The organism is Streptomyces sp. NPDC032822, from assembly GCF_055578825.1.
Genome location: NZ_JBVIOL010000004.1, coordinates 237,177 through 249,488 on the forward strand (window position 1 = coordinate 237,177; position 12,312 = coordinate 249,488).

Consider the following 12,312-nt stretch of genomic DNA (forward strand, 5'->3'; position numbering starts at 1 on the left):
GGGAGCAACCGGGACACGCTTGTGAACGCGTTCACATTCACAAGCAATTATGACCTACCGATTTTCGACATGCCAAGGGGGGTCCCCCTTGGGGGACCCCCCTCACCACACCGGCACCTGGAAACCCCTCAAGCCGCTACAGCTCCTTGCGGAACCCTTCCGCCGCCTTCAGGAAGATGTCGTTCGCCTCGGTCTCCCCGACCGTCACGCGCACGCCCTCCCCCGGGAACGGCCGGACCACCACACCCGCCTGCTCACACGCCGCCGCGAACCCGGCCGCGTGCTCCCCCAGCCGCAGCCACACGAAGTTGGCCTGCGTCTCGGGCACGGTCCAGCCCTGGCCGCGCAGCGCCTCGACCACACGCACCCGCTCGCCCACCAGCGAGCCGACCCGGCCGAGCAGCTCGTCCTCGGCCCGCAGTGAGGCGACCGCCGCCTCCTGCGCGAGCTGGCTCACACCGAAGGGCACGGCCGTCTTGCGCAGCGCCGCCGCCACCGGCTCGTGGGCGATGGCGAATCCGACACGGAGGCCGGCCAGCCCGTACGCCTTCGAGAAGGTACGCAGCACGCATACGTTCGGCCGGTCGCGGTACAGCTCCACGCCGTCCGGGACCTCGGCATCGCGGATGAACTCGCGGTACGCCTCGTCCAGCACCACCAGCACATCGCCCGGCACCCGATCGAGGAAACGCTCCAGCTCGGCCCGCCGCACGACCGTGCCGGTCGGGTTGTTGGGGTTGCAGACGAAGATCAGCCGGGTCCAGTCGGTGATCGCGTCCGCCATGGCGTCCAGGTCGTGCACATCGGCCGGCGTCAGCGGCACCTGCACCGACGTCGCCCCGCTGACCTGCGCGATGATCGGGTAGGCCTCGAAGGAACGCCAGGCGTAGATCACCTCGTCGCCGGGGCCGGAGGTCGCCTGGATCAGCTGCTGCGCCACGCCGACCGAGCCGGTGCCGGTGGCCAGGTGGGAGAGCGGGACGGCGAAGCGCTCGGACAGCTCGTTCATCAGACCCGTGCACGCCATGTCCGGGTAGCGGTTGAACGAGGAGGCGGCGGCCGTCACGGACTCCATCACACCGGGCAGCGGCGGATAGGGGTTCTCGTTGGAGGACAGCTTGTAGGCCACCGGGCCGCCGGCCGCCGCGGGCCGCCCCGGCTTGTAGGTGGGGATCCCCTCCAGCTCGGCGCGCAGCTTGGGGCTCGTCTCGCTCACCGCAGTCCTCCTCGCGACCACCGGCGGCCCGTCATCACCGCCGGCTTCCATGCTCCTCACCCTATGAGGATTCCGCGCGGCTGCGTACAGGTCGGGGTCGGCCTCGTCCGTCACAGGAGTCGGCCTCGTCCGCCGTGGCAGTCGGCCTCGTCCGTCACACCCGCATCAGGGGCATCACCACACGAAGGCGTACGAATCAGGGGGCGCTGTCACATATATCTACGCGCCGGTGGCTCACGCCCTGGCGCGCATCCCTCGTAGAGGTGAGTTGAGACCTCTTCGAAACATGGACCACTTGGCAGGCTTGCACGGGCCGACAAGTCACGTCTTGCCATTGAATGGTTCAAACCCCTTGCTTTCCAAGGCATTTGACGGTTGGTGACCTTGCAGAAACGTGCCTGTCAACGCGTGCATATGCGTCCGCCCTACCCCACCGCATGAGCCCTACTATCGGCTCGCCATGACAGCAGCAGGGAAGCACCAGGTGAGCCGCGCGGAGACCGCACGCCGAGGAAGTCGGCCGGGACGGGCAGGCATCAGAGACGTGGCCGCCGCCGCCGGAGTCTCCATCACGACCGTCTCCGACGCCCTCAACGGCAAGGGGCGGCTCCCGGACGCCACCCGACGCCATGTCCGCGAAGTCGCCGACCGGCTGGGCTACCGCCCGTCGGCCGCCGCCCGAACCCTCCGTACCGGCAAGTCCGGCCTCATCGGCCTGACCGTGACGACGTACGGGGATGAACCTTTCACCTTCACCGAGTTCGCGTACTTCGCCGAGATGGCGCGCGCCGCCACCTCGGCCGCGCTCGCCCGCGGCTACGCCCTCGTCATCCTCCCGGCGACCTCCCGCCACGACGTGTGGTCGAACGTCGCCCTGGACGGCACGGTCGTCATCGACCCGTCCGACCAGGACCCGGTCGTCAGTGAACTGGTCCGCCAGGGCTTACCGGTCGTCTCCGACGGCCGCCCGGCCGGCTCGCTTCCGGTCACCGCGTGGGTCGACAACGACCACGAGGCCGCCGTACTCGGCATCCTCGACCATCTGGCCGACGCCGGCGCCCGCCGCATCGGCCTGCTCACGGGCACGACGACCGACACGTACACCCATCTGTCCACCACCGCGTACCTGCGCTGGTGCGAGCGTGTCGGCCAGGATCCGGTGTACGAGGCCTATCCGGCGCACGATCCGTGCGCGGGCGCCGTCGCAGCCGACCGGCTGCTCGCCCGCCCCGACCGTCCCGACGCCGTGTACGGACTGTTCGACCCGAACGGCACCGACCTGCTCGCCGCCGCCCGCCGCTACGGACTCCGCGTACCGGAGGACCTGCTTCTGGTCTGCTGCAGCGAGTCCACCGTGTACGCCAGCACCGAGCCGCCCGTCACCACACTCTCCCTGAAGCCGCGTCGCATCGGCACCGCGGTGGTCCAGCTCCTCATCGACGCCATCGAGGGGCTCGAATCGGACCAACCGGTCGAGCAGGTGATACCGACCGAACTGATCGTGCGTACCTCGTCCCAGCGACGTCCTCCGCGTACGACCGTCAGCCCGCCGCGCTCACCCGAGGAGAAGTAGAACGAGGGCGGCCGGAGCGGGAAAGCGCGTTCCCAGGGGCAGGGCGGCAACGATCGTCAGGAGGTCGAAGCCCTGCCCAATCGGGGCGAAAGCCGCGGTGAACTGGACTCTTGCTCCGATTCACCACCCCTGGGTCATCACATGGCGCGATCCGCATTCCTATGATGGGCCCACGACACCGCGGGCCGCTGCGACCAGGCAGTCCGAAGCGGTGCAGATGCGGCGTGATGGTGGAGGGGTCTGATGACTCAGGGGGCCGGTCAGGGACCCGCGGTGGAGCGGACGGCTACGTTGCGCGACTTCCGGGTGCCCGCGTACGTCCACGAGACCGGTCCGTCACCCCACGCCGCGCCCGTCGGCGAGGCCGTCGAGCCGGTCGAGGAGACGGTGGACCTCCCCGAGGGGTACACGCCGACCGAGCGCGACCTGCCCGTCATCAACCGGGGTGACACGCTCCAGGTGCACATCGACCCCGCGGTGGCGACGGATCCGCAGGGGACGGCCGGCCCCGGACCGCTGTACGTCGTCGGAGACGTGCACGGCTACATCGACGAGTTGGTGGCCGCCCTCCAGGAGAAGGGCCTCATCGACTCCGCGGCCAACTGGTGCGCGGGCACCGCCCGGCTCTGGTTCCTCGGCGACTTCACCGACCGCGGCCCCGACGGCATCGGCGTCATCGACCTCGTGATGCGGCTGTCCGCGGAGGCCGCCGCGGCCGGCGGCTACTGCAAGGCCCTCATGGGCAACCACGAGCTGCTGCTGCTCGGCGCCAAGCGGTTCGGCGACACCCCCGTCAACTCCGGTGCGGGCACCGCCACCTTCCAGGCCGCCTGGCTGCTCAACGGCGGCCAGAAGAGCGACATGGACCGACTCCAGGACCACCACCTCCAGTGGATGGCCCGCCTGGACGCCGTGGAGGAGGTCGACGGGCATCTGCTCGTCCACTCCGACACCACCGCGTACCTCGACTACGGCCGGTCCATCGAAGAGGTCAACGACACCGTCCGCGAGACGATCACGCGCAACGACGCGGACGAAGTGTGGGATCTGTTCCGCAAGTTCACCAAGCGCTTCTCCTTCCGCGACGAGGGCGGCGCGGACGCCGTGCGCTCGCTGCTCGATACGTATGGCGGCACCCGTATCGTTCACGGTCACAGTCCCATTCCGTATCTCCTCGGCGAGGTCGGCTCCGAAGAGGGCGAGGATCCGGCAACTCCGCTGGTCGAAGGGCCGCACCTCTACGCCGACGGACTCGCCATCGCGATGGACGGCGGCGTGACCATGGCCGGAAAGCTACTGGTCCAGCAACTTCCCCTGGATATCTGAACGTTCCCAGGGCAGGCGTTCCTGGCAATGGACCGGTCGATGGCAGCTCCGGCCAGTGGCCATTTTCGGTAAACCCCCTGTCACGGCGTGCCTTCATCGCTCTACCATCGGCTTATCCGTAGCAGGCTCCCCTCCGTTTCTGCCCGACGGCTCGTCAGCGTGCGAGCCCCAAGCCCTACGGAGCATCGGGGGATGCACATGAACAGCGTTCCGCAGCACCTGCTGAGCGAGGACCGCCAGGAGTACGAGCGGATCCTCGATGAGGCGCTGCGCTCCGCCCCACACCGCCCTGAACTGGCCGAGGTCGGCCAGCGACTCAACCCCGAACAGCTGCGCACCATGGCGCTCAACGCCACCGCTCTCGTCACGGCGGCCGCGGCGACCGAGTACCAGCACTATGTGAAGGTCCGCGAGGAACTGCGCCATCCGGCGCCGTCCACCCCGTCGTCCACGCGTGAAACCGGTTCCCCTGAGCCGGGCACGAGCACGATGGGGCTCGCCACCACCATGGGAGAGGTCGCCGAGACCGGTGCGGGCGCCGTCGCCGTCGCCGCGGTCCTGGCGCCTGTCCTCGCCGGCACGGCCGCGGCGCTCTTCCTGCTCGTGGGCTACATCCTGAAGATGCTCAGTCCCGAGCCGGCGATCGCCCAGACCATGCTCACCACCGGATGGGTGTTCGGCGCGATGACCGCGGCCGCGATCCTCGTTGCCGCCGTCGGACTGCTGCTCACCGCGCTGCGCAACCGGCCCTCGCTCGAAGCCGGGCCGTACGGCGTGATGAGCGAGGAGGTGAACCGGGCCAGGGAGGCCTGGTGCGAAGCACTTCTGGAACGCGGTGTCCTGCCGTTCCTCAGGGAGGCGCTCGCCGACCCCGGCAGCACCGCCCTGCACCGTACGCCACCCCCGGCGCCGACCAGCCGCATGCCGAACCTCGGCTACGGCCGCCCGGGCTTCAGCAGCCCGGACGAGGGCTCCCGCGGTCCCCGCCCCAGCTTCTCCAGCCCGGACTACTCCAGTCCGGACTTCGGGGGGCCGGAACACCAGCCGGACTAGGGCCGGTCCGGCGCGGCCCCTCGGCTTGCGCCCCCGACGAGGGGAGCGCAAGCCGGAGATCCGGCCGTGCTCCGGCTGCCCGACCGCCGTCCGGCCGCCGCCCGACCGACCGAGCGCGACCCGGTCGTCGCCGAACAGCAGGACAGCAGGACAGCAGGACAGCAGGACAGCAGGAAAAGGTACGGCCCGGTTCCGTCAGTCGGCGATGGGCAGGTACACGCGGTTGCCCGCCGCCGCGAACTCCTGCGACTTCTGTGCCATGCCCTCCTCGATCTCCATCTGACTGCCGCCGTGCCGACGGCGGATGTCCTGGGAGATCTTCATCGAGCAGAACTTCGGCCCGCACATCGAGCAGAAGTGTGCCGTCTTGGCGGGCTCGGCCGGCAGCGTCTCGTCATGGAACTCCCGTGCCGTGTCCGGGTCGAGAGCCAGGTTGAACTGGTCCTCCCAGCGGAACTCGAAGCGGGCGTCCGACAACGCGTCGTCCCACTCCTGTGCGCCAGGGTGTCCCTTGGCGAGGTCCGCCGCATGGGCCGCGATCTTGTAGGTGATGACGCCCGTCTTGACGTCGTCACGGTTGGGCAGGCCCAAGTGCTCCTTGGGCGTGACGTAGCAGAGCATCGCAGTGCCCCACCACGCGATCATCGCGGCGCCTATGCCTGAGGTGATGTGGTCGTACGCCGGAGCGATGTCCGTCGTCAGCGGGCCGAGCGTATAGAACGGAGCTTCATCGCAGATCTCCTGCTGAAGGTCGATGTTCTCCTTGATCTTGTGCATCGGGACATGTCCCGGGCCCTCGATCATGGTCTGTACGTTGAAACGCTTCGCGATCCGGTTGAGTTCCCCGAGCGTGCGCAACTCCGCGAACTGCGCCTCGTCGTTGGCGTCCGCGATCGAGCCCGGCCGCAGGCCGTCACCGAGGGAGTACGTGACGTCGTAGGCGGCGAGAATCTCGCACAGTTCCTCGAAGTTCTCGTACAGGAAGCTCTCCTTGTGGTGCGCGAGGCACCACGCGGCCATGATCGAGCCGCCGCGGGAGACGATGCCGGTCTTGCGGTTCGCGGTCAACGGCACATACGGCAGGCGCACGCCCGCGTGGACCGTCATGTAGTCCACGCCCTGCTCGGCCTGTTCGACGACCGTGTCCTTGTAGATCTCCCAGGTCAGCTCCTCGGCCCGACCGTCGACCTTCTCCAGCGCCTGGTAGAGCGGCACCGTGCCGATGGGGACGGGGGAGTTGCGCAGCACCCACTCACGGGTGGTGTGGATGTTGCGGCCGGTGGACAGGTCCATGACCGTATCGGCGCCCCATCGGGTCGCCCAGGTCATCTTCTCGACCTCCTCCTCGATGGAGGACGTCACCGCGGAGTTGCCGATGTTGGCGTTGACCTTCACCAGGAACCGCTTGCCGATGATCATCGGCTCGATCTCCGGGTGGTTGACGTTGGCCGGCAACACGGCCCGGCCTGCCGCGATCTCCTCGCGGACGACCTCCGGCGGAACGTTCTCCCGGAGGGCGACGTACTCCATCTCCGGTGTGATCTCGCCCCGGCGGGCGTACGCGAGCTGCGTGACCGCGTCGCCGTCGCGGCTGCGTCGTGGGAGGCGCGGTCGCCCCGGGAAGACCGCGTCGAGATTGCGCAGTCCACCCCGCGGCGAGGTGTGCTTGACCCCGTCGTCCTCGGGGCGGACGGGACGGCCCGCGTACTCCTCGGTGTCGCCGCGCGCGACGATCCAGTTCTCCCGCAGCGGCGACAGGCCCCTGCGGACATCGGTCGGGGTGTGGGGATCGGTGTACGGGCCCGATGTGTCGTACAGCGTGACCGACTGCCCGTTGGTGAGGTGCACCTGACGGACCGGCACCCGCAGATCGGGGCGTGTGCCCTCGACGTACGCCTTGTGCCAGCCGATGGACGTTCCGGTCTCCTCGCTCGACACGGTCTCCGTCGGCGCCGCCGCCGGAATCCTCGTGTCCTGCGTGGAGGCAGGCGTGCGTGCGTCCTTGTTGGTCATGAGACCTACTCCCTACGCCGGCATTACCCGGTAACAGGTTCGGCGGTCGACGCAGCGATGTCCGTCTGCCGATGTCTCGTGTGAAACATCACTCGCTTGTGGCGATGTTTCATGTGAAACATGACTGGGACGGAGGTCAGCGCCCTCTCAGCCCGGTGCTCCGAGCTCCCGCGTGTTCAAAGGTGCCTCCACGCTAGCGTCAATTCGGGCGCGGTGAACAGGGGGCCCCTGTCGTTCTTGCGATGATCGGTCGGTGACCACGACACAGCAGTTCCCGTTCCCGCCATCCGAGCCGCCCCGCGGACCGGGCGGCAGGAACGGCGACGGAGACGACGGCGGACGTGGGGACGGTCGTGGGGATGCCCGTGGTGACAGCCCTGGGGGCGGCCACGGAGGCAGGGGTCCGGGAAGCGGCGACCACAGAGGCGGCCACGACTTCTTCGCCGCCCGGGGCGGGCGGACTCACGGCGCCGGAGTCGCCGACGGGCACGGCCATGACGACAGACACGACGCCGGGCAGGGTCACGGCTCTGGTGGCGGTCCGGGACACGGTTCCGGCGGCGGGCAGGGTGACGGCAACGGCGGTGACGGCGGCAACGGTTCGGGGGGCGGGCACGGGCACGAAGGTCCCGCGTCCGGCGGCGGCCACGGCCACTCGCACAGCCACGGGCCGGCGGCACCCGTCTCCCGGCACCTGCGCAAGGTCATCGCGGCGATCCTGATCCCGTTCGGCGCGGCCGTCCTGGTCGGGCTCGTGGTGCTGTGGCCCGGTGGCGCGCCGGCCCACGAGCGCACGGGCGTCGGCTTCGACCGGCAGACCCAGCAGGCCACGGTCACCAAGGTCGTCAGGCTGAGTTGCTCGTCGGTGAACGCCTCGGGGGAGACCCCGACCGGCGACACCTCCACCGCCGAGGGCTCGTCCGCGCAGCAGCAGGCGAACGGCACCTGCAAGAAGGCGACGATCCGGGTCGACACCGGCAAGGACAAGGGCCGCACGTTCACCGAGATCGTCCAGCCGGACCAGTCACGGCAGTTGGACGAGGGCGAGAAGGTCGTGGTCGCCTACGAACCCTCCGCGCCGAAGGACCTGCAGTACTCGGTCACCGACGTCAACCGCCGCCTCCCGATGGCCCTGCTCGCCGGGATCTTCGCCCTCGCCGTCATCGTCGTGGGACGGCTGCGGGGTGTCATGGCCCTGGTCGCGCTGGCCATCAGCTTCCTGGTGCTCAACTTCTTCGTCCTGCCCGCGATCCTGCAAGGCTCGAATCCGCTGGTCGTGGCCGTGGTCGGGGCCAGCGCCATCATGCTGATCGCGCTGTACCTGTGCCACGGCCTGTCGGCCCGCACGTCCGTGGCGGTGCTCGGCACGCTGATCTCGCTGCTGCTGATCGGTGTCCTCGGCTCGCTGTTCATCGGCTGGGCCGCGCTCACCGGCAACACGGACGACAACACCGGTCTGATCCACGGCCTGTATCCGACGATCGACATGAGCGGTCTGCTGCTCGCCGGCGTCATCATCGGTTCGCTCGGTGTCCTAGACGATGTGACGGTCACCCAGACGTCGGCGGTCTGGGAGCTGCACGAGGCCAATCCGACGATGAGCTGGCGCGGGCTGTACCGCGCGGGCATCCGCATCGGCCGCGACCACATCGCGTCCGTCGTCAACACACTCGTCCTCGCCTACGCCGGTGCCGCGCTGCCGCTGCTGCTGCTCTTCTCGATCGCGCAGAGCAGCGTGGGGACGGTCGCCAACAGCGAGCTGGTAGCGGAGGAGATCGTGCGCACGCTGGTGGGCTCGATCGGACTGGTCGCCTCGGTGCCGGTCACCACGGCTCTCGCGGCACTGGTCGTCTCGGCCGACCGGACGGGAGCGGGGAAGCCGGCGACGGCCGGGGTACCGGCAGGAGCGCCGGGAGGGGAAGCGGCAGCGACCGGTTCCCGACCGACTCCGCCGCGCGGCGGCAAGGGCCGACGCCGCAGGCGCTGAGGCGGAACGAGGTCTGAGGCGCAGCCGGGGCTGGGGCGGAGCCGGGCAAGAGGCAGCCGGGTCCGAGGCGGAGCCGGGCAGGAGGCGCAGCCGGGTCCGAGGCGGCACCAAGCGGTGTCAGCCGACGCTGACACCGAGCCGGAGCTGACCGCCGGGGGAAGCCCCAGCACGGGTGCTGAGCTCTCAGCACCACCGCGAGCGCTGAACTCCCAGCGATTCCCGGCCATCCCACCGCACTTCCCTCTCCGCCCCTGCCACACCGCGCAGGAGCGTTCCTGCACAACCCCGCGTCCGCGTCGGAGCGCTCCACCACCCGGCCGCCGAAACCCTTCAGCCCGTGCTCTGTTCCTCCGCCAGGATGCGGTCCAGCGCCTCGTCGAGGTGGGCGTCGAAGTCGGCGTGCGCGCCTTCCTGGCCCAGCGGCACCAGTTTGTCGGTGCGGTCGAGGAAGGCGATGAGCGGAGCCGTGGACGAACGGAACAGCGCCTGGTCGCTGCCGACCTGAAGGCGGATCAGCACATCACCCAGGACGTCGGGCTCGGCGGGCGAGACCCGCACATCCCCGTCCCCGCACGGCCGCCCCACCCCGTCGATCAGCAGCTCACGGCCGAAAGTCCAGGTCACCGGGGCATCGCCCGGCAAATGGAAGGTCAGCCGGATGGCGTAAGGATCGAGAGTCTCGTAGCGCAGCTCCACCGGAATCCGGAAGGAGAGCTCCTCGGAGACGAGAAAACTCATCATGACCTCTGCCTGCACGGACTCGCGCATCGCCTACCCCGTCACTTGACGTCGACTGGCTGGGAATCATCCCTCTGACACTGGGGAAATCTTGCTTAAAGTACACGGCAGATCACAAGGAGTGAGTTTTCAGATACTGATAGAGATCGCTAGCGACCCGAGGAACAACCCCAGCGCACCCTGCAATTGCTGGGTCGACGCCTGCAGTCGGTCGGCCTGATGGGCGGGCAGAGAGATGGCCACGGTCGCCGCCATGTTGCCCACAGTGATCGGGATGGCCGCGCACACCGTCCCGAGCGCGTACTCCTGTCGCTCCGTCACCGGTTCCGATCGGCGCATGCGTTCGAGCCGGCGCAGCATGGAGTGGTGGTCGCGCACCGTGTACGGGGTGATGGACTGCACGGGGTAGCGGTCGAGGTGGTCTCGGCGTGCGTCGTCGTCCAACTGGGCCAGCAGACACTGGCCGATGGCGTGCGCGTGCGCGGTCTCCCGGAAGTCGGCCCACTCCTCGACCGCCGGGTTTCCCGGGGTGTCGGAGACGCACATGACCTCGATCTCGCCGTCGCGGTACACGGCGTAGTAGACGGGGGCGCCGATCGCGTCGCGCCACTGCGCGAGCGTCTCCGCGACCGTGCTGCGACGTTTCTGCTGGGCTCCCCTGCTGCTCAGCCGCTCGGCCGCCTCGCCGAGGAAGAACAGTCCCTTGTCGCGGCGCAGATAGCCCTCGTACACGAGGGTGCGCAGCAGGTGGTACGCCGTGGGGAGCGCCAGGCCCGTCTCGCGGGCCAGTTGCTTGGCGGGAGCTCCGTGTTCGTGCTCGGCGACGGCTTCCAGCAGGCGCATCGCGCGCTGCACGGACCCGATGAGGGTCGCGGGGTGGGGTGGCGCGGTCGGGGCTGCCTGGCGCTGTGTCGGAGGCGTTCCCGGGCGAGGTCGCGGTGGCGGCTGTGGCGGTGCGACGGGCTGCTCGGGGGGCCGGATGCGGGCTCCCGGAGTCGGAAAAGAGGCCCGGCCGGCCGCGGTGGGGCCGTGGGGCTGGGTGGGGGCGGTGGGTAGGGGGGATGGGACGGGTGCGGTGTCAACCGTGGCCAAGGGTCACTCCCGAAGCGCGAGGGGGCAGCCCGTGCGGGGAACACGGGAGGGGGTGTACGCCGCTCGCGGGGTCGTCCCCGCGTCGAGTTCCGGACTCTAACCGCCTGTCACCGCTCGCAGACGGTCTCCCCGGGAAACTTCCCCCGCCCGAGGGAACCGGTGATTCCTGTCACCGATCACCGGTTGCCCCGAGGTGACCGCTCACCACTCGCTGCGTGACGAGGAGCTCGTCGTGAACTTCCTTACGACGTAGATCAGTCCGCCGACCAGGGCGACGAAGACCAGCAGCTTGAAGAGCAGGCCGATGACGAAGCCGACGACACTGGCTATCAGCCCGCCGAACACGACGAGGGCGATGACCGGCACCGCGACCCACTTCACCCACCACGGCATTCCCGTGAAGATCTCTCGCATCGCCTTTGCCTCCCTGGTGTCCGGCGCCTGTGGTGCCGGATCTTCTGGTGTCCTGCGTTCGATGCTAGGGCCGGGACGGGGCGAACGGGGGCCTCGCAGCCCTTGTCCGCCCCTGACTGATCCCCTAGGGAACCCCGAGGTCGCAGGTCAGCTCTCGGGCGGAGAGAACACCACCATGACCCTGAGGTCCTCGCTGATGTGGTGGAACTTGTGCGCGACGCCCGCGGGCACGTACACCACGCTGCCGCGCGCCACCTGGGTGGTCTCCATGCCGACGGTGATCGCCGCGCGACCGCTCACGACGAAGTAGACCTCGTCCTGGTGGTGCGGCTGCTGCGGGTCGTGATCACCCGCGTCGAGCGCGTACAGGCCGACCGACATGGTCCGCTCCCGCAGGAACTGCAGGTAGGCGCCGTCATTGGCGGCGCGCTCCGCCTCCAGCTCGTCCAACCGGAATGCCTTCATCGACTTAGTCCGCCCTCGCCGTGCTCGTTACCGATCTCGTCTGCCACGATCAGACACATGAAGAATTTCGTAGTCAAGACGATCGCCAACGCGGGCGCCCTGGCGGTTGCCGTATGGCTGCTCGACAAGATCACCCTGACCGGCGACAGCACCGGCAAGAAGATCTGGACGCTCCTCCTCGTCGCCCTGGTCTTCGGCGTGGTGAACTTCCTGGTCAAGCCCATCGTGAAGGTGCTCACCTTCCCGCTGTTCATCCTGACTCTCGGCCTGATCACCCTGGTGGTCAACGCCCTGATGCTGCTGCTCACCTCGTGGCTGGCCGACCAGCTCGACCTGAGCTTCCACGTCGACGGCTTCTGGACCGCCGTCCTGGGCGGCCTGATCATCTCGATCGTGTCCTGGGCGCTGAACGTCGTGCTGCCCGACGAGGACTAG

Annotated in this window: 11 protein-coding genes; 5 read left to right on the forward strand and 6 right to left on the reverse strand. The window is 69.1% G+C overall.

The annotated features are described in order from the left end of the window. Positions 1-136 precede the first annotated feature (136 nt). Positions 137-1,216 carry a histidinol-phosphate transaminase gene (hisC, locus tag ACZ5VD_RS13575; RefSeq protein WP_468682300.1) on the reverse strand — a complete coding sequence of 360 codons (1,080 nt, stop codon included), beginning with the start codon at positions 1,214-1,216 and terminating at the stop codon, positions 137-139. A gap of 460 nt (positions 1,217-1,676) precedes the next feature. On the opposite strand from hisC, the gene ACZ5VD_RS13580 reads away from it, so the two are divergent. The 3 genes from ACZ5VD_RS13580 to ACZ5VD_RS13590 all read left to right on the forward strand — a co-directional run bounded on the left by ACZ5VD_RS13580 (position 1,677) and on the right by ACZ5VD_RS13590 (position 5,168). Then, entirely contained in the window at positions 1,677-2,789 is a 1,113-nt protein-coding gene (locus ACZ5VD_RS13580) for a LacI family DNA-binding transcriptional regulator (protein ID WP_468550104.1), read from the forward strand. A gap of 243 nt (positions 2,790-3,032) precedes the next feature. Beyond that, entirely contained in the window at positions 3,033-4,115 is a 1,083-nt protein-coding gene (locus ACZ5VD_RS13585; RefSeq protein ID WP_468550103.1) for a metallophosphoesterase, read from the forward strand. Between the two features lie 192 nt (positions 4,116-4,307). After that, positions 4,308-5,168 (forward strand): hypothetical protein, encoded by an 861-nt coding sequence (locus ACZ5VD_RS13590; protein WP_468550102.1) that lies wholly within the window; start codon positions 4,308-4,310, stop codon positions 5,166-5,168. Between the two features lie 195 nt (positions 5,169-5,363). Here the strand turns inward: ACZ5VD_RS13590 and thiC are convergent, their stop codons facing one another. Next, positions 5,364-7,181, reverse strand: a complete 1,818-nt coding sequence (thiC, locus tag ACZ5VD_RS13595) for a phosphomethylpyrimidine synthase ThiC (RefSeq protein WP_468682301.1) — start codon at positions 7,179-7,181, stop codon at positions 5,364-5,366. A gap of 253 nt (positions 7,182-7,434) precedes the next feature. On the opposite strand from thiC, the gene ACZ5VD_RS13600 reads away from it, so the two are divergent. Further along, positions 7,435-9,168: a YibE/F family protein gene (locus tag ACZ5VD_RS13600; protein WP_468682302.1), complete on the forward strand. Its 1,734-nt coding sequence runs from the start codon at positions 7,435-7,437 to the stop codon at positions 9,166-9,168. A gap of 330 nt (positions 9,169-9,498) precedes the next feature. Here ACZ5VD_RS13600 and ACZ5VD_RS13605 read toward each other — a convergent pair whose 3' ends face one another. The 4 genes from ACZ5VD_RS13605 to ACZ5VD_RS13620 all read right to left on the reverse strand — a co-directional run bounded on the left by ACZ5VD_RS13605 (position 9,499) and on the right by ACZ5VD_RS13620 (position 11,877). Continuing rightward, positions 9,499-9,936 (reverse strand): SsgA family sporulation/cell division regulator, encoded by a 438-nt coding sequence (locus ACZ5VD_RS13605; protein WP_468550099.1) that lies wholly within the window; start codon positions 9,934-9,936, stop codon positions 9,499-9,501. A gap of 99 nt (positions 9,937-10,035) precedes the next feature. Then, on the reverse strand, positions 10,036-10,770 hold the full coding sequence (locus tag ACZ5VD_RS13610) for an IclR family transcriptional regulator (RefSeq protein WP_468550322.1): 735 nt from the start codon (positions 10,768-10,770) through the stop codon (positions 10,036-10,038). 429 nt (positions 10,771-11,199) lie between these two features. Continuing rightward, a complete protein-coding gene (locus tag ACZ5VD_RS13615) occupies positions 11,200-11,412 on the reverse strand; it encodes a DUF5326 family protein (protein ID WP_468550098.1) in 213 nt (70 codons plus the stop codon). Between the two features lie 147 nt (positions 11,413-11,559). Next, positions 11,560-11,877 (reverse strand): cupin domain-containing protein, encoded by a 318-nt coding sequence (locus ACZ5VD_RS13620; RefSeq protein WP_468550097.1) that lies wholly within the window; start codon positions 11,875-11,877, stop codon positions 11,560-11,562. 57 nt (positions 11,878-11,934) lie between these two features. Between ACZ5VD_RS13620 and ACZ5VD_RS13625 the strand changes: the two genes are divergently transcribed. Then, positions 11,935-12,312, forward strand: coding sequence for a phage holin family protein (locus ACZ5VD_RS13625; RefSeq protein ID WP_468550096.1), 378 nt, complete (start codon positions 11,935-11,937; stop codon positions 12,310-12,312).